This is a genomic window from Nonomuraea sp. NPDC002799 (assembly GCF_053592075.1).
Window position 1 is genome coordinate 317722 of record NZ_JBSFVA010000006.1, and the last position, 16155, is coordinate 333876.

Sequence of the window (16155 nt, forward strand, 5' to 3'; positions counted from 1 at the left end):
GCGACATCCTGGAGCACCGTGAACAACCTGCCCGACTTTCCCTGGGATCGGCTGGAGCCGTACAAAGAGCGTGCGCTGGCACACCCCGGCGGCATCGTCGACCTCTCGGTCGGCACGCCCGTCGACCCGGTGCCGCAGATCGTCCAGGACGCGCTCGCGGGGGCGGCCAACAGCCCCGGCTACCCCCAGACCCACGGCACCCAGGCGCTGCGCGAGGCGGCGGCGGGGTGGCTGCGGCGCAGGCACGGCGTCACCGTCGATCAGCGGGACGTGCTCCCGCTGATCGGTTCCAAGGAGTTCGTCGCCTGGCTGCCCACCTACCTGGGCGCGGGGCGGGTGGTCTTCCCCGAGCTGGCCTACCCCACCTACGACGTGGGCGCCAGGCTGGCGGGCGCGGTGGCCACGGCCTCGGACAGCACGCTGTCCGCCGGTCCCGAGCACGTGGATCTCATCTGGGTCAACTCGCCCGGCAACCCGACGGGCCGGGTGCTGCCCGCCGAGCACCTGCGCAAGGTGGTCTCCTGGGCTCGTGAGCGCGGCACCGTGGTCGCATCCGACGAGTGCTACATCGAGCTCGGCTGGGAAGAGCAGCCGATCTCGATCCTGCATCCCGACGTCTGCGGCGGCTCCCACGAGGGGCTGCTCGCGGTCCACTCCCTCTCCAAGCGGTCCAACCTGGCGGGCTACCGCGCCGGGTTCGTGACGGGCGACCCCGCCCTGGTCAAGCGGCTGCTGGAGACGCGCAAGCACGCGGGCATGATCATGCCCAAGCCCACGCAGGACGCGATGGCGGCCGCGCTCGGCGACGACGAGCACGCCGACGTGCAGCGCGAGCGCTACGCCGGCCGCCGCGCCCTGCTGCGTCCCGCGCTGGAGCGGGCGGGGTGGAGCATCGACCACTCGACGGCGGGTCTCTACTTCTGGGCGTCGAACGGGCAGAACGCCTGGGACCAGGTGGCGAAGCTTTCCGAAATCGGGATTTTGGTCGCGCCGGGTGAGTTTTATGGAGCGGCAGGTGAGCGGCACATCCGCATCGCCGTCACCGCCACTGATGAGCGGATCGGTGCGGCGGTGGCGCGCCTCCAGTAGGATCGCCCGTCATAGCCAGCCGAACAGGCTTGAAACGCATAAATAGATAAGGGCTTTTGCCGAGGCAGACCGCGAGTGGAGCGAGCTGATCGATGAGCATGACCTCCATGGTCGTACTCGGGCTGAGCATCGCCACCGTCCTGTTACTGCTGGGTGCCTTCCTGGCCACCTTGCGGTCGGACAGGAAGGGCCGCACGATCGCGCCGCCGGTTGAGGTAGCTCCCGTCGAGATGCCGTTGCCCGCGCCGGTGAGCAGCCCGCCGGGACATCCGGGCACCGACTACACCGACCCCCGCACGATCCGGGTCGGTGACCGGATCGAGGTGCACGGATCGCCCGCCCGTGTGCTCGGCGCCATGTACGTCTCCTGGCAGGGCCAGCAGTGGACCGAGTTCCTGCTCCGTGACGCCGTCCGCCGGCTCCAGTGGCTCTCCGTCGAGGTGCACGCGGGCGAGCCGCCGCACCTGGAGGTCCAGCTCTGGACCGACGTGCCGACCCAGGGCATGGTGCCGGCCAAGAGCATGCTGATCATGGAGGGCGTGGAGTTCTTCCCCGTCGAGCGGGGGACGGCCGCGTTCAGGAGCGAGGGCGACACCGGCACTCCGGACCGGGGGCTGCTCGACTACGCCGACTACCGCGCCGCCGACGGCCGGCTGCTGTCCTTCGAACGCATCCAGGGCAACGCCTGGACGGCCAGTTACGCCCAGCCGCTCCCGCCCGGCTCGATCGCCATCGTCCGCCGCGCCTCGTGACCCGTCAGGAGAGCTCGACGCGGGTGGTGCCCGACGTGCCGCCCGCCTGCCAGCCGTCGAGCTTGACGTCGTTGGACCAGGTGGCTCCGGCGTAGCCGACGCGGCGCAGGGCGTACTTCTCGGCGTGGGCGACCGACCACGCGGCGACCAGCCATCCGCGCTTCTTGGTGGTGATGGCCGAGCTCCCGAGCGCCCTGGCGAGCTGCTTGCGCGCCTCGGTCGCCCTGGGTTGCGGCGCCGGGGTCGCCTCGCCCGGCGGATACCAGCAGTGGACGGCCTGGGGCTCGCGGCCGGTGAAGGCGGCGGCCAGGATCTTGGCCTCCTCCTCGTGCGGGGCGTAGGCGTAGCCGCCCGCCGAGCGCTGCACGGCCTGGGCCGCCTCCGCCAGCGGGATCTTGCGGTAGTTCTTCACCTTGACCAGGGCGGCGAAGAACTTGTTGGTGGCGTAGACGGGATCCATGAGCTGTTTCTTCTTGCCCCAGCCCTGCGACTCGCGCTGCTGGAACACGCCGACCGAGTCGCGGTCGCCGTAGTCGAGGTTGGAGAGCTTGGACTCCTGGATCGCGGTGGCGTAGGCGATCACCACGGCCCGTTCGGGCAGCCCGCGCCGCGCCGCCACGGCGGCGATGGTGGCCGAGATCTGCGCCTGCTCGGGATCGAGGTCGCGGACGCCGCCGGTGGTGCGCACGGTGCAGTGCGCCTCCGGGACGACCAGCGGGGTGGCCCGCGTCAGCAGGTGGTAGAGGCCCACGGAGATGCCCACGGCGAGCACGATGACGATGATCGCGATGGTGATGACTCCACGGGAGAAGCGCAGGCGCACCCTGAAAAACCTACCCGGCCGGATAGGCTCCGTGGCCATGAGTCACGTGAGCACCTCCTCACCGATATCCCCGGTGGTGGACGAGCTGTGGGAGCGCCGCGCCGAATTGTCGCCGGCCGACGTCGATGCGCGGCATCTGGTCGTGACCGCGGTCGACCTGATCGACACGGGCGAGGCGAGGGCCGCACGCCTGGTCGGCGGCGAGGTGGTCGTGGACGAGCGCGCCAAACGGGCGATCCTGCTCAGCTTCAAGGTGCTCGGCATGGCGCGCTCGCAGGTGGGCGATTTCCACCAGCACGACCGGATTCCGCTGAAGAGCTCCCTGGACGGGGTGCGGGTGGTGCCGGGGGCGATCGCCCGCTGGGGCTCCTACCTCGCGCCGGGCGTGGTGCTGATGCCGTCGTTCACCAACATCGGCGCGTACGTCGACTCCGGCACGATGGTGGACACCTGGGCCACCGTCGGTTCCTGCGCCCAGATCGGGAAGAACGTGCACCTGTCCGGCGGGGTGGGCATCGGTGGCGTCCTGGAGCCGCCCAACGCCGTGCCGGTCGTCGTGGAGGACGAGGCGCTGATCGGCAGCCGGGCGATGATCGTCGAAGGCGCCAGGGTCGGCCGTGGCGCGGTCGTCGGCGCTGGAACGATCCTTTCCGCGTCGATCCCGGTGATCGACGTGCGGACGGGCGAGGAGCTGGCGCGCGGCCGGATCCCCGACTGGTGCGTGGCCGTCGGGGGCACCCGGCAGAAGGAGTTCCCCGGAGGCACGTTCGGCCTGCCGTGCGTGCTGGTGCTCAAATATCTTGAGCCGGGGCAGCGGCACGACAAGGCGGCGCTCAACGAGGTGCTGCGCGAACATGGAGTGAATGCCTGATGGTTGACCTGACACAGGACGTACGCGCGCTGACCGCCGCGATCGTGGACATCGAGTCGGTGAGCGGCGCCGAGCGGGCGCTGGCCGACGAGGTCGAACGGGCGCTGTCCGCGCTGCCGCACCTGAAGGTGGACAGATCCGGCGAGACGATCGTCGCCCGCACCGATCTGGGCCGGCCCGAGCGCGTGCTGATCGCCGGGCACCTCGACACCGTTCCCCTCGCGGGCAACCTGCCCAGCAGGGTCGAGGGCGACCTGCTGTACGGCTGCGGCACCTCCGACATGAAGGCCGGCGTGGCGGTGGCGCTCAAGCTGGCGGCCACCGTGCCCGCGCCCACCAAGGACGTGACGTACGTCTTCTACGACTGCGAGGAGATCGAGGCCGAGCGCAACGGCCTCACCCGCGTCGCCCGGGATCACCCCGGCCGGCTGGCCGCCGACTTCGCGGTGCTGATGGAGCCCACCGACGGCGTGATCGAGGGCGGCTGCCAGGGCACGCTGCGCGCCGAGGTGACCGTGCTGGGCAAGCGGGCCCACAGCGCGCGCTCGTGGTTCGGGGCCAACGCCATCCACGGGATCGAGCCGGTGCTGGCCAGGCTCAACGCCTATGAGGCGCGGCGGCCGGTGGTCGACGGGCTCGAATACCACGAAGGGCTCAACGCGGTCGGCGTGCGCGGCGGGGTGGCCGGCAACGTCATCCCCGACCTGTGCGTGGTGACCGTCAACTACCGGTTCGCGCCCGACCTGACGATCGAGGGGGCGCAGGAGCACGTACGCGAGGTGTTCGACGGCTTCAAGGTGGCCTTCGTCGACGCGGCCCCCGGGGCCAGGCCGGGACTGACGCATCCGGTGGCGGCGGCGTTCACCGAGGCCGTCGGCGGCACCCCGCGTGCCAAGCTGGGCTGGACGGACGTCGCCCGCTTCGCCGCGCTGGGAGTGCCGGCCGTGAACTACGGCCCGGGAGATCCGAATCTGGCGCACCAGCAGGGGGAGTACGTGTCGCTGACGAAGATCGTCGAGAGCGAGCGGGCGATGCTGGACTGGCTCACCACATGAAAGTGGCTTTCCGCGCCGGCCATTTGGCGGGGAAAGCCACTTTCAGTCCCGAGCAGCACCCTCGGCAGTTAGACGTAGGGGGGTCGAAATTCGGTTCCCTGCTTCTTTCAAGATTTTTGAGAACCTCGATCTGCCCGGCTGACCAGGGATTTCGCGCCCCGGGACCAGCGATCTCCGCCTGCGGCGGAAAGCACGCGACCGCCGGAGAAGAGGACTAGCGTGATCCCCATGGAACAGTCACGTCGAGAACGCCGCCAGGGACAGGCCGTCGTGCGCGGGCGCTTCGTGCCCACCTCCACCCACGATCAGCGCCTGCTGGAGCGTCAGGGGTCGGCCGACTGGGTCCACACGGACCCGTGGCGGGTGCTGCGCATCCAGTCCGAGTTCGTGGAGGGCTTCGGCCAGCTCGCCGAGCTGCCCCCGGCGGTGACGGTCTTCGGCTCGGCCCGCACCACGCAGGACTCACCCGACTACGCGCTGGGCCGCGCGCTGGGCCGGTCACTGGCCGAGGCGGGCTACGCCGTGATCACGGGTGGCGGGCCGGGCGTCATGGAGGCCGCCAACCGGGGCGCGCGCGACGTGGAGGGCGCGGTGTCGGTCGGGCTCGGCATCGAGCTGCCGTTCGAGCAGCGCATGAACGACTACGTCGACCTCGGCATCGAGTTCCGCTACTTCTTCGTCCGCAAGACGATGTTCGTCAAATACTCGTGCGGCTTCATCGCGCTGCCCGGCGGCTTCGGCACGCTCGACGAGCTCTTCGAGGCGCTCACGCTGGTCCAGACCCGCAAGGTCACCTCCTTCCCCGTCGTGCTGGTGGGCTCGGACTTCTGGGGCGGCCTGCTCGACTGGATCAAGAGCCGGCTGCTCGACCAGGGCAAGATCGCGCCCCAGGACCTCGGACTCATCACCGTCACCGACGACGTCGACGAGGCCGTGCGCATCATCGTCGACGCCGACTGGGCCCGTTCGCAGCAGGAGCAGGAAGAGGAGGCGGCCGTCGCCGCCCAGCCCGCGGAGCCCCAATAGGCTTGTCCACCGTGAACATCTGCGTCTTCTGCTCCTCAAGCCAGAACATCGACCAGAAATACCTCGACCTGGCCACGGAGGTGGGGTCCGAGCTCGCCAAGCGTGGTCACACCCTGGTGAGCGGCGGCGCCACCGTCTCCTGCATGGGAGCCGTGACCGCGGCCACCCGCGCGGCCGGTGGGCGCACGATCGGGGTGATCCCGCAGGTCCTGGTGGACATCGAGATCGCGGACGAGGAGTCGGACGAGCTGGTCGTCACCGACGGCATGCGCGAGCGCAAGGCCGTCATGGACGCCCGTTCCGACGCGTTCCTGGTGCTGCCCGGCGGCATCGGCACCCTGGAGGAGCTCTTCGAGATCTGGACGGCCCGGGTGCTCGGCATCCACGACCGCCCGTTGGTGATCCTCGACCCCTGGGGGCTGTACGAGCCGCTGAAGACGCTCGTCACCTCCATGTACGACCAGGGCTTCACCCGGGCCGGCGTCTTCGACGCGATCTCGTGGAGCACGGGCGTGGCGGAGGCGTTCACCTATCTCGAAGCGCGCGCCCAGCCGGTCAAGCCCAGCGTCGCCGAACTCGGCGAGGCCGTCGGCTGAGGTCGCCCGCGTGCCCTGTGACCAGCACGATCGTCCCCTCCGCGAAGCCCGGTGGCGCACTGGCCGGGGCAAGTGCGGCACCTCGTGCCTCGATGGTATGAGTACGATGCCAATGTGCTGGTCATACTCGCCATCGCCGCCATCGCCATCTTGGCCTGCGTGGTGTTGGTCTCTCTCGGTAGGGGCGGTGAGCTGACCGAGTTCCCGCCCGATGTGCCGCCTCTCGACCTTCCGGAGGCCGGGCAGCTCTCGGCGGTCGACTTCATGGCGCTGCAGCTGCCGGTCAATCTCGTGGGTTATCACACGCAGAGCGTGGACGAGACCCTGCGCAGGGCCGCCAACGCGATCAGTGCGCGTGACACCCGGATCGCGGTGCTGGAGCAGCGGCTCTCCGAGCTGCTGTCGAGCCGGCTGCACGCGCGCCAGGAGGTCTACGCCGCCCCGGGCGCCGGGCTGCGCACCGACCACGAGCCCGAGGCGCCGGCCGCGCCCCGGGAGCTGCCGGAGTCGGGCGACCCCATGACGTCGAGCGGGGCCTCGGTGGCCTGGGACGGCGACGTGGCCCCGCTGCGGCATCGGCCGGAGGAGCCGGACTGGCGCGTGCCGTCGGAGGACGGCCTGGCAGCCGCCGCGCAGGACGGCCACGAAGCGCCCGAGCTCGACGCCGACCCGGAAGTCGCGTCTGGAGACGGGCCTGGGGTTGAGCTCCGCGACGGCGAGCACGCCGAGGAGCCCAAGCCGGACGACGAGCCTCAGGCGGAGCTCAGGGACGACGGGCTCAAGGACGACGGGCTCAAGGACGACGGGCTCAAGGACGACGGGGCCGAGCCGGGCGAGCCGCAGGACACGAACATCGCCGAGGAGCCCGTGCGGGCCTCGCTCGGCAAGGACGGAAAAGAACGCACGTGACCGAACCGCCGATCCGCTGCACCTGGGCCGGCATGACAGACCCGACATACGTGGCTTATCACGACGACGAATGGGGCCGCCCGCTCAAAGGCGACGACGAGGTCTTCGAACGCGTGGCGCTGGAGGCGTTCCAGTCGGGCCTGTCCTGGCTGACGATCCTGCGCAAGCGGGAGAACTTCCGCGCCGCCTTCGACGGCTTCTCGATCCCCAAGGTGGCCGCCTACACCGAGCACGACGTGGAGCGCCTGCTCGGCGACGCGGGCATCGTCCGCAACCGGGCCAAGATCGAGGCGGCCATCGGCAACGCCAAGGCCGCCCAGGAGCTCCCGGACGGCCTGTCAGAGCTGGTGTGGCGCTACGCCGAGCCGGACGCGCCCGTGCCGGGCACGATGGCCGACGTGCCCGCGATCACCCCGGGCTCCAAGGCGCTGGCCAAGGAGCTGAAGAAGCGCGGCTTCAAGTTCGTCGGCCCGACCACGGCCTACGCGCTGATGCAGGCGATCGGGCTGGTCAACGACCATATTGAGGGCTGCGTGGCTCGTACACGCTGAGCTCGGCCGCATGGGTGCGCCCGAGTGAGCCGCCGAGCCGGACGGTGACGGCGGGCTGCCGGCCCGGCCGCAGGGTCACGGTGTCGTCGGCCCTGATGATCCCGCGGGCCTGCCGGTCCAGCGTGAGCGTCACGGTCTCCACCGTCCTGCTGGGGTCGGCGACGGCGAGCAGGATCCCCTGGCGGGCCCGGCGGAGCAGCACCACGCACGGCGCGTCCGCGCGCACGCCCCCGGCCTCGCCCGCCGCCCAGAACGTGGCCGCGAACAGGCTGCGCGCCTGCACGGCGTGCACCCTCGGCGTGTTGGCCAGCACCCGCACGGGACGCGACCCGCGAAAGGCCCGCGCGCGCTCGCGGGTGGCGCCCGGCAACACCACGTAGGCGTAGGAGGAGTCCACGGGATTGACGCCGTGGTCGATCCAGAGCGTCACGTAGCGGCGCGTGACGGGCTCGGTCGCGCCGGCGGTGTCGTCGCCCGCGTTGACGTCCCGCCAGCGGCCCGTACGCGTCTCCACGGCGCAGCGCAGCCCCTCCACCACGTAGGCGCCGACCCCCGGCAGATGCGCCCAGCCGTCCCCCAGGTACGGCTCCGCCTCCGTGGCACGGCTCTCCACCACGGTCCTGACCCCGTAGCCGTCGAAGGCGCCCACGCCGCTGCCCAGCGCCACCACGGCCGAGTCCAGGCAGAACCACGACTTGCGGGCCCGCAGGCTGCCGCCGTCGCCGATCAGCTCCATGGCGGCGGCGCCGTAGCGCCCCTCCAGCACCGCGCCGCCGGCCAGCGCGTTCGCGGGACGGTAGGCGCGGAAGGACAGGTCGTCGCGCCTCCTGGTGTCGGCGGTGATCCCGGGCAGCCGGTAGGGGTCCACCGTGGGCCAGAAGTCCTCGCCGAACTGGCCCAGGTCGTCCGTGTAGAGATAGGTCATTCCGTCACCGGTGTACCAGCCGTGCAGGTTCTCCCCGTTGATGGCCTCGTAGGCGGCGACCCGCCGTGACGAGAGGCTGATGGCGAAGGACCAGGAGGGCCGCCGGTGCACCGTCCGGTCCATCGAGGGGAACACGAAGTGCCCGACGGGCCCGGCCGCGGCCTCGACCGTCTTGTCGTCGAGGACGGCGATCGCCCGCCGCGTCTCGGGCACGTCCGCGTGATCGAGGTAGGGGCGGGCCGTGCCACGCTCGATCCACCCCTTGGCCAGCTCCTCGAACCGGCTCGCGTACGGCTCGGGCGCCCCCCGCGCGAGCAGCAGCACCGCGCCGATCAGTCCGTGCCCGGCCACGCTGTCGGAGAACGTCTGCCGGGTGGCCGCCCGCCCCCGGACCGTGTCCATCAGCAGCCCGTCGTGGACGAACGGGGCGAAGGAGCCCTCGACCGCGTCGAGGATCACCCGCCCGGAGTCGCGCACCGCCCAGGGTGACCCGCTGAGCAGGGCGATCGTGCCGGCGACCGCGGTGATCAGCGACAACCCGTACGAGCCCGTGTAGGCCACGTCGCCGTGCTGGATGAACGACCCGTCGCGGTAGAAGCCGTCGCCCGAGTCGGCGTAGCCGAACACGCTGTGCCGTCCGCCGTCGCGCACGTCCGACAACCCGTCGCGGGCCAGCGCCAGCTTCTCCGCGCTGCGTCCCGCCACGCCGCGGTAGGCCACGATGGCGGCCTTGTCGGCCCGGTTCGCCCCGCTCTCTGATGCCTCGGGATGGCCCGTCCGCCGGTCGGCGTCCGGGCAGAACCGGTCGATCGCCGCGAGATGGGCCGCCAGTCGCCCGTCGTCGAGCCGGTCGCCGAGCAGCACGCAGGTGCGCGACAACTCGGCGGGCGTGCCGATCTCCCAGAACCACCAGTTGCCCGTCTCCGCGAGCCGTTCGTTGTAGTGCCGCTCGTGGAGCAGGTCGAGCGCCGACACCACCGTCGCCGCCACGGCGTCGTCGCCGTGCTGCGCGGCGCCCGGCGTGGCCCAGGCCGTGGCGATCAGCCGCAGGCGGCCGTAACTGCCCGTGACGTTGCCCGGCCGCCCCGGCAGCGGCAGATCGGGCCAGAGCGCGGCCGGCGAGAGCTCGGCCCCGGCCAGCCAGGCGGCGGCCGTGTCGCTCAGCCGGGCCAGCGGCCTGGCGTAGACGGGGTCGGAGACGTCGATCGCGCCCCCGGTGAGCAGGTCGGCGGCGGTGGCGCGCAGGGCGTCGAAGTCGTGCGCGGCGCTCGCGGGAGGGGCGTCGCAGCCGGGCGCGGCCGGCCCGCGGGAGGCGTCGGAGTGGTGCATGACGCTAGGAGTACCCCGCCGCCGTCATTACTCTGCGTTGAACGTCGGTCGTTCTTTGGCCAGGAAGGCGGCGGTGGCGCCGAGGTGGTCGCGGGTGGCGACGCATTCGTCCTGAAGGTCGGCCTCCATGGCCAGCGAGTCGGGCAGCGAATGCGTCGCGGCGTAGGCCAGCGCCCGCTTGGTGGCGGCGTAGGCGAGGGTCGGGCCGTGCGCCAGACGTACGGCGAGCTCCTGGGCGGTCTTGAGCACGTCGTCGGCGGGGACCACCCGCGTGACCAGGCCCAGCTCCAGCGCGCGGGCCGCGTCGAGCGGCTCGCCGAGCAGCATCAGCTCGGTGGCCCGGCCACGCCCGACGAGGCGCTGCAGCGTCCACGACGCGCCCGAGTCGGGCGCCAGCCCGATGCCCGCGAACGCCAGCGCGAACTTCGCCTTCTCCGAGGCGATCCGCAGGTCGCAGGCGAACGCCAGGGACGCGCCCGCGCCCGCCGCGACGCCGTTGACCGCGGCCACCACCGGCTTGGGCATGGTCGTGATCAGCTCCACGATGGGGTTGTAGTGCGTGCGCACGGTGTCGGCCAGGCCGCGGCCCGCCTCCAGGTTGTCGGCGTGCTGGCGCAGGTCCTGGCCCGCGCAGAAGGCCCGCCCCGAGCCGGTGAGCAGGACGGCCCTGATCCCCGGGTCGCCGGCCGCCCGGCGCAGCGCGTCGAGGAGGGCCGGCTTGAGCTCGGCGGTCAATGAGTTCATCGCGTCGGGGCGGTCGAGCGTGATGGTGGCGACGGCGTCGGCCACGTCATAGCGGATCAAGGCAACTCCCTGTCGACGAACGCGGCGGCTGCGGGCAGCAGCCGGGTGGCCTCCTGCTCGAAGTAGGCCCTGGCCTTCTCGCCCGGCCAGCCCGCGGGCAGCAGCTCAGGCGGCAGGCCCGGGTCGCGGAACAGGAAGTTGCGCCAGCCGTGCACGAGCCGGCTCCTGGTGGCGAAGACCTGGTCGGCCGGCGCCGCCTCGGGCAGCGTGCTGATCAGCGTGACAGCCTCGGCGTGCCAGTGCTCGTACGCCTCGCCGATGGCCGACAGATCCCACGCCCGCGCGACGAGCTCCCTCGGGTCGCCCTCCAGCGCGGAGTCGAACCTGTCCGCCCGCACCCCTTCGCCCTCGAGCAGGTTGTCCAGCTCGATCGAGGAGCGGGGGCCGAGCCAGGTGGTCTCGGAGAGCGACGCGTAGCCGAGAAAGGTCAGATCGGCGCGCAGCCGCTCCCTGCGCGGACGCTCCTTGACCGGCTCGAAGACGATCAGGTGCCATCGGCCGTGCCAGGTCAGCGTTCCGGCTCGGTAAATTCTCAGCGCGGCCTCGTCCAGTCGCCTGACGCACTTCGGGGTGACCCCGTAGCCGGCGCCCTGAGGCAGCCTGAGCGGCCGCAGCCACCCTTGCCGCACCATTCTGGAGACCGCGGTCCGCACGGCGGGAGCGGCTATTTCCAGGGGTTTCATGAGGCGTACGAGCGCGGCGACGGACGCCTGCCCACTGCGCGAGCGCAGGTGGTCCCCATAGAGGTCGAACAGAGCGGCGCGAGCGTGCACACAGCCAGTTTGGCCGCCATCGCCTGCATGGACAACGCATTCTGGGAGGAGATCGTTACCCATGAGGGCTCTCGATGCGGGAGAATGGGACATCACAGAAGACGTGAATGCGCCGACCACCCCGACGGAGGTCGGAAATCGCGGGCCGCGGGAGCCCAAGGCAGGAAGGGATGCACGCATGGCGGCGATGAAGCCGCGGACCGGCGATGGTCCGCTCGAGGTCACCAAGGAAGGGCGCGGCATTGTCATGCGGGTCCCCCTGGAGGGTGGCGGCCGGCTCGTCGTGGAGATCTCCGCCGACGAGGCAAAGGCGCTCGGCGAGGCGTTGAAGAACGTCGTCGGCTGAGGCCCCCGAGACAACTTGATCTACGACCCTGGCGTAGTCCGGCGCCAGGGTCGCTGACGTTTCTGAGGAGAGATTCGCCGTGCCGATAGAGACCACTGCTTCGGTGGTCGCCGAGGTTCCCGACGACACCGAGTTGCTGGCCGTCCCCTACACCTCCGGCCTCAGCCCCGCACACGCGGTCGAGCTGCACCTGCCGGTCTCCGATCTGCTGGCCCACTACGAGGCCAAGGGAGCGGCGGGGGAGATCGTCGAGGTTCCCGTGGCACGGGCCGGTGGCGTGGGGCGGGTGTTGCTGTACGGCGTGGGCGACGGTTCGCCGCGGGCCCTGCGCAAGGCAGCCGCCGCGCTGACCCGCAAGGTCAAGGGCCGCGACACGCTGACCGTGGTGATGCCGGAGGGCGACCAGGCGGCGTTCGCCGAGGCGGCGCTGCTGGCGGCCTACTCGTTCAGGATCGGCGACGCGGGGCGCAAGCCCGTACGGGCGCTGGTGTTCGCCGGCGGCGACGAGGAGCGGGTGCGTTACGCGCAGACCCTGGCGCAGGCGGTGGCGCTGGCCCGCGACCTGGCCAACACGCCCTCCTCGGTCAAGAACCCCGCCTGGCTGGCCGAGCGGGCCGCCGAACGCGGCCTGCCCGTGCGCGTGTGGGACGAGGAGCAGCTCCAGGCAGGCGGGTTCGGCGGCATCCTCGCGGTCGGGCGCGGCTCGGCCAGCCCGCCCAGGCTCATCCAGCTCTCCTACACGCCCGCCGAGCCCACCGACCGGCACGTCGTGCTGGTGGGCAAGGGCATCACGTTCGACTCGGGCGGCCTGTCGCTCAAGCCGACCGAGAACATGAAGACGCAGAAGACCGACATGGCGGGCGGCGCCGTCGTGATCGCCGTCCTCGGCGCGCTGGCCGAGCTGGGCGCGCCCGTACGCGTCACCGGCCTCATCGCCGCGGCCGAGAACATGCCGTCCGGCACCGCGCAGCGGCCCAGCGACGTCATCGTGCACTACGGCGGGCGCACGGTCGAGGTGCTCAACACCGACGCCGAGGGGCGGCTCGTGCTGGCCGACGCCCTCGCCTACGCCGACGCCGAGCTCGACCCCGACGCGGTGGTGGACATCGCCACCCTGACCGGGGCGATCAGCGTGGCCCTCGGCCGCAACGTGGGCGCCGTCTACGCCTCCGACGACGCGCTGGCCAAGCAGCTCGTGGACGCCGGGCGGGACAGTGACGACCGGCTGTGGCGGATGCCGCTGATCGAGGACTACACGCCCGCCCTGGAGTCGTCGATCGCCGACCTGGCCAACGTCGAGTCCGGGTCCCGCTTCGGGGCGGGCTCGATCACGGCGGCGCTGTTCCTGCGGGAGTTCACGGGCGGGCGGCCATGGGCGCACCTCGACATCGCCGGGGTCGGGCGCAGCACGGTCGACGAGGGCACCCTCAGCAAGGGTGCCACCGGGTTCGGCGTGCGGGTGCTGCTGGAGTGGCTCACCCGCGCGTAGCCGTGGGAATGCCGCCGGAGTGGGTCACCCGCGCGTAGTTGTGCGGGTGCCGCCGGAGTGAGCCACCCGCGCGTAGCCGTGCGGGTGCCGCCGGACGTAGGTCAGCCGCGCGCAGGAGCCGCTAGTCGGCGGTCTTGACGGCGGCGAGCATCCCGTCGCCCAGCGGCATGAGCACCGAGCGCAGCCGATCGTCCGACTGCACCAGCTTGCCCACCTCGCGCAGCGTCACCGTGTCGGTGTCGCGCTGCGCGGGGTCGGCGACGCGGTTGTGCCACAACATGTTGTCGAAGGCCACGATGCCGCCGACCCGCAGCAGGCGTACGGCCTCGGCCAGATAGTCGGCGTACTCGTGCTTCGCGCCGTCGGCGAAGACCATGTCGTAGCCGCCGTCGGACAGCCGCGGCAGCACGTCGAGCGCGCGGCCCGAGATGAGCCGCACCCGCCCGCCGGAGAAGCCGGCCTCCGCGAACGCCTGCCTGGCCAGCCGCTGATGCTCCGGCTCGACGTCGACGCTGGTCAGTGTGCCGTCGGCGCGCATGCCGCGCAGCAGCCACAGCCCGGAGACGCCGCACCCCGTGCCGACCTCCACCACGGACTTGGCGTTGATCGCGGTGGCGAGGAAGCACAAGGCCGCCCCGCCGCCGGGAAGGATGGGCGTGGCCCCCATCTCCAGCCCGCGCTGACGCGCCGCGTGCAGAGTCTCATCCTCGTGATGGAACTGCTCCGCATAGGCCAGAGTGGCCTCCACCGGACTGGTCATCGGCCTCCTCCCCCCACTTCCGTGCGATTGTCGCAGAAGGTCATACACGTGATTGGCACCGATCGCAGCCTAGGGGAGACACGCCGGGACGGGAACTCAGGCGGGCCCCAAGGCGTTGCAGGTTTAAACGGGCTTTGCCGGTCCGGAAGGCAGGCAGTGCGCACGAAGGGACAAAACCAGGCACTATGACGGTAGCTGTGGTCCCAGAGAGAGGAGTTCTGGTGGACGAAAGTGACCACCAGGCAGATACTCCCGTGTCGTCTGACTGGACGCCTCCCACATGGGAGGAAGTGGTGCGGACTCACTCCGCACGCGTGTATCGGCTGGCGTACCGGCTGACCGGCAATGTCCACGATGCCGAGGACCTCACGCAGGAGGTCTTCGTCCGGGTTTTCAGGTCACTGTCCAGCTACACCCCGGGCACGTTCGAGGGGTGGCTGCACCGGATCACCACCAACCTGTTCCTCGACATGGCGCGGCGCAAGCAGCGCATCAGGTTCGAGGGGCTGGCCGACGACGCCGCGGAGCGCCTGCGCGGTCGTGAGCCGTCGCCGGCGCAGGCGTTCGACGACGCTCATCTGGAGCCCGACATCCAGGCCGCCCTCGACGCGCTCGCCCCCGAGTTCCGGGCCGCGATCGTGCTGTGCGACATCGAGGGCCTGTCTTACGAGGAGATCGCGGCCACGCTCGGCGTCAAGCTGGGGACGGTCCGAAGCCGTATTCACCGTGGCCGGGCGCAGTTGCGAGAGGCGCTCGACCATCGGGCCCCCCGTAATCTTCAATCCCCCCCGACCGTAATTCGTGGGGAGGAAGTCTGATATGGCCCATCTTGGAGAACGCGTTTCCGCGCTCGTCGACGGTGAGCTCAACCACACCGAACGTGAGCGCGCGCTGGCTCATCTGACCTTTTGCGCTGACTGCAGGCGCGAAGTCGAGTCGATGCGGGCGCTGAAGTCGCGCCTGCGCTCGCTCGAAGGTCCCGTGATGCCCGCCGACCTGACCATGTCCCTGCTCCGGATGGCGGAGCCGGGCGGGCCGCTGCCGCCGAGGGAGCGCCCTTTCCCGTCGCGCACGTTCGGGGGAGTGCCCATACCTGGGCCCCACAGCATCGCGCCTCTGGACAACCGCCCGCGCCGGGACGCCACCGGAGTCTCGGGCCCTGGCCGCGGGGGTAGGCGGCGCTCCGCCTACGTCGCCGTCGGCATGGTGTCCGCGGCCGTCGCGCTCGGCACCTTCTTCGCGGCCACCGGCGCCGGGCAGAACAACCCGGCGCCTCCTGTGGAGTTGTTCCAGCAGGCTCGGACCTCGCCCACACCTGCTCCTTCCACGGCCACACCCTGACATCCCGATATGCCGGGCTTGGCCGGGTTGGCGTAGTCGTCGGCGCGTGGGGCATACGATCTGGGTTCGGGCTTTGTCACGGGGATTTCGTGACCAAGGCTTTATAGCCCTCGTATACCGCACGAGCCAAGATTGCGGTGGCCGAGCCAAGGAGTGGTGAGAATTAGATGACCGACGAGCGCCCCACCGAAGGACGCACGCCGTCGGACTACCCCGAGCCACAGGGGCGGCCGGACTTCCTGCCCGCTGATGACTCGCCTGATCAGCCAGGCCGGCGACCGGAGCCGCCGGCCGCGTTCGGCTCCTCGTGGGGCGACCCGTCAGGGCGTTCCGCGGGTCCGGGCGCGTCGCCGTACGAGAGCGGCCCTTCGTACGGCGTGCCGGGCGGCCCGGTACAGACGGGTCCCCAGTACGGCCTCCCCTCCTTCGGCGCTCCCGACCCGGGCGCTCGCGCGTACGAGACCGGGTCCGGCCCCCGGCCCTACGAGATCGGGTCCGGCCCCCGGCCCTACGAGACCGCCTCAGGCGCGCGTCCCTACGATGCGCTCGGTGCCCCCGAGAGCGGCGCGCGGCCTTATGACGGCCCGTCGTTCGGTGCCCCCGAGTCCGGCGCGCGGTCCTATGACGGCCCGTCGTTCGGTGCCCCCGAGTCCGGCGCGCGGTCCTATGACGGCCCGTCGTTCGGTGCCCCCGAGTCCGGCGCGCGGTCCTATGAC

At 71.4% G+C, this 16155-nt stretch carries 17 protein-coding genes and 1 pseudogene; 13 read left to right on the forward strand and 5 right to left on the reverse strand.

Going from position 1 to position 16155, the window contains the following annotated elements:
* The first annotated feature begins 18 nt into the window (after positions 1 to 18).
* Complete coding sequence (gene dapC, locus ACWD0F_RS14930; RefSeq protein ID WP_449875552.1) at positions 19 to 1089, forward strand: succinyldiaminopimelate transaminase; 1071 nt, start codon at positions 19 to 21, stop codon at positions 1087 to 1089.
* Positions 1090 to 1181: 92 nt separating this feature from the next.
* Entirely contained in the window at positions 1182 to 1841 is a 660-nt protein-coding gene (locus ACWD0F_RS14935; RefSeq protein ID WP_449875554.1) for a DUF4178 domain-containing protein, read from the forward strand.
* 4 nt (positions 1842 to 1845) lie between these two features.
* Here the strand turns inward: ACWD0F_RS14935 and ACWD0F_RS14940 are convergent, their stop codons facing one another.
* The gene (locus ACWD0F_RS14940) at positions 1846 to 2664 is read right to left on the reverse strand and encodes a hypothetical protein (RefSeq protein WP_449875556.1); all 819 of its coding nucleotides are present in this window, start codon (positions 2662 to 2664) and stop codon (positions 1846 to 1848) included.
* Between the two features lie 37 nt (positions 2665 to 2701).
* Here ACWD0F_RS14940 and ACWD0F_RS14945 point away from each other — a divergent pair, with 37 nt between their 5' ends.
* The 6 genes from ACWD0F_RS14945 (at position 2702) to ACWD0F_RS14970 (ending at position 7672) form a co-directional block, all read left to right on the forward strand.
* Positions 2702 to 3535, forward strand: a complete 834-nt coding sequence (locus ACWD0F_RS14945) for a 2,3,4,5-tetrahydropyridine-2,6-dicarboxylate N-succinyltransferase (protein WP_449875558.1) — start codon at positions 2702 to 2704, stop codon at positions 3533 to 3535.
* Positions 3535 to 4590 (forward strand): succinyl-diaminopimelate desuccinylase, encoded by a 1056-nt coding sequence (gene dapE, locus ACWD0F_RS14950; RefSeq protein WP_449875560.1) that lies wholly within the window; start codon positions 3535 to 3537, stop codon positions 4588 to 4590. Before ACWD0F_RS14945 ends, dapE begins: the two co-directional genes overlap by 1 nt.
* 228 nt (positions 4591 to 4818) lie before the next feature.
* Positions 4819 to 5616 (forward strand): LOG family protein, encoded by a 798-nt coding sequence (locus ACWD0F_RS14955; RefSeq protein WP_449875562.1) that lies wholly within the window; start codon positions 4819 to 4821, stop codon positions 5614 to 5616.
* A gap of 11 nt (positions 5617 to 5627) precedes the next feature.
* Positions 5628 to 6212, forward strand: a complete 585-nt coding sequence (locus tag ACWD0F_RS14960) for an LOG family protein (protein ID WP_449875564.1) — start codon at positions 5628 to 5630, stop codon at positions 6210 to 6212.
* Between the two features lie 114 nt (positions 6213 to 6326).
* Positions 6327 to 7121, forward strand: coding sequence for a hypothetical protein (locus ACWD0F_RS14965; protein ID WP_449875566.1), 795 nt, complete (start codon positions 6327 to 6329; stop codon positions 7119 to 7121).
* Between the two features lie 32 nt (positions 7122 to 7153).
* Positions 7154 to 7672, forward strand: a complete 519-nt coding sequence (locus tag ACWD0F_RS14970; RefSeq protein ID WP_449875568.1) for a DNA-3-methyladenine glycosylase I — start codon at positions 7154 to 7156, stop codon at positions 7670 to 7672.
* Here the strand turns inward: ACWD0F_RS14970 and ACWD0F_RS14975 are convergent.
* Genes ACWD0F_RS14975 through ACWD0F_RS14985 form a run of 3 tightly spaced genes read right to left on the reverse strand, consistent with a single transcriptional unit; the run spans position 7632 to position 11503 of the window.
* Entirely contained in the window at positions 7632 to 9926 is a 2295-nt protein-coding gene (locus ACWD0F_RS14975) for a polysaccharide lyase 8 family protein (protein ID WP_449875569.1), read from the reverse strand. The two genes, ACWD0F_RS14970 and ACWD0F_RS14975, sit on opposite strands and share 41 nt — an antisense overlap.
* 27 nt (positions 9927 to 9953) lie before the next feature.
* Positions 9954 to 10730, reverse strand: a complete 777-nt coding sequence (locus tag ACWD0F_RS14980; protein ID WP_449875571.1) for an enoyl-CoA hydratase-related protein — start codon at positions 10728 to 10730, stop codon at positions 9954 to 9956.
* Complete coding sequence (locus tag ACWD0F_RS14985; RefSeq protein ID WP_449875572.1) at positions 10727 to 11503, reverse strand: PaaX family transcriptional regulator; 777 nt, start codon at positions 11501 to 11503, stop codon at positions 10727 to 10729. Before ACWD0F_RS14985 ends, ACWD0F_RS14980 begins: the two co-directional genes overlap by 4 nt.
* 178 nt (positions 11504 to 11681) lie before the next feature.
* Between ACWD0F_RS14985 and ACWD0F_RS14990 the strand changes: the two genes are divergently transcribed.
* Together ACWD0F_RS14990 and ACWD0F_RS14995 are read left to right on the forward strand one after the other, a co-directional pair.
* Positions 11682 to 11849 (forward strand): DUF3117 domain-containing protein, encoded by a 168-nt coding sequence (locus ACWD0F_RS14990; protein WP_020545024.1) that lies wholly within the window; start codon positions 11682 to 11684, stop codon positions 11847 to 11849.
* A 79-nt stretch (positions 11850 to 11928) separates the two neighbouring features.
* The gene (locus tag ACWD0F_RS14995; protein ID WP_449875574.1) at positions 11929 to 13338 is read left to right on the forward strand and encodes a leucyl aminopeptidase; all 1410 of its coding nucleotides are present in this window, start codon (positions 11929 to 11931) and stop codon (positions 13336 to 13338) included.
* Positions 13339 to 13459: 121 nt separating this feature from the next.
* Here ACWD0F_RS14995 and ACWD0F_RS15000 read toward each other — a convergent pair whose 3' ends face one another.
* On the reverse strand, positions 13460 to 14098 hold the full coding sequence (locus ACWD0F_RS15000; RefSeq protein ID WP_449875576.1) for an O-methyltransferase: 639 nt from the start codon (positions 14096 to 14098) through the stop codon (positions 13460 to 13462).
* Positions 14099 to 14283: 185 nt separating this feature from the next.
* Here ACWD0F_RS15000 and sigE point away from each other — a divergent pair, with 185 nt between their 5' ends.
* The 3 genes and pseudogenes from sigE to ACWD0F_RS15015 form a co-directional block, all read left to right on the forward strand.
* Positions 14284 to 14916: an RNA polymerase sigma factor SigE gene (gene sigE, locus ACWD0F_RS15005; protein WP_449875578.1), complete on the forward strand. Its 633-nt coding sequence runs from the start codon at positions 14284 to 14286 to the stop codon at positions 14914 to 14916.
* Position 14917: 1 nt separating this feature from the next.
* The gene (locus ACWD0F_RS15010; RefSeq protein WP_449875580.1) at positions 14918 to 15439 is read left to right on the forward strand and encodes an anti-sigma factor family protein; all 522 of its coding nucleotides are present in this window, start codon (positions 14918 to 14920) and stop codon (positions 15437 to 15439) included.
* Positions 15440 to 15606: 167 nt separating this feature from the next.
* Positions 15607 to 16155 (forward strand): annotated as a pseudogene (locus ACWD0F_RS15015) (hypothetical protein); the annotation flags it as partial.

Bases quoted from the DNA above. Each gene is read 5' to 3' on its own strand.
- ACWD0F_RS15000 (WP_449875576.1), bottom strand. From the start codon at position 14,098: ATGACCAGTCCGGTGGAGGCCACTCTGGCCTATGCGGAGCAGTTCCAT.
- ACWD0F_RS14970 (WP_449875568.1), top strand. From the start codon at position 7,154: ATGACAGACCCGACATACGTGGCTTATCACGACGACGAATGGGGCCGC.
- sigE (WP_449875578.1), top strand. From the start codon at position 14,284: ATGACGGTAGCTGTGGTCCCAGAGAGAGGAGTTCTGGTGGACGAAAGT.
- ACWD0F_RS14990 (WP_020545024.1), top strand. From the start codon at position 11,682: ATGGCGGCGATGAAGCCGCGGACCGGCGATGGTCCGCTCGAGGTCACC.
- ACWD0F_RS14955 (WP_449875562.1), top strand. From the start codon at position 4,819: ATGGAACAGTCACGTCGAGAACGCCGCCAGGGACAGGCCGTCGTGCGC.
- ACWD0F_RS15010 (WP_449875580.1), top strand. From the start codon at position 14,918: ATGGCCCATCTTGGAGAACGCGTTTCCGCGCTCGTCGACGGTGAGCTC.
- ACWD0F_RS14975 (WP_449875569.1), bottom strand. From the start codon at position 9,926: ATGCACCACTCCGACGCCTCCCGCGGGCCGGCCGCGCCCGGCTGCGAC.
- dapE (WP_449875560.1), top strand. From the start codon at position 3,535: ATGGTTGACCTGACACAGGACGTACGCGCGCTGACCGCCGCGATCGTG.
- ACWD0F_RS14935 (WP_449875554.1), top strand. From the start codon at position 1,182: ATGAGCATGACCTCCATGGTCGTACTCGGGCTGAGCATCGCCACCGTC.
- ACWD0F_RS14945 (WP_449875558.1), top strand. From the start codon at position 2,702: ATGAGTCACGTGAGCACCTCCTCACCGATATCCCCGGTGGTGGACGAG.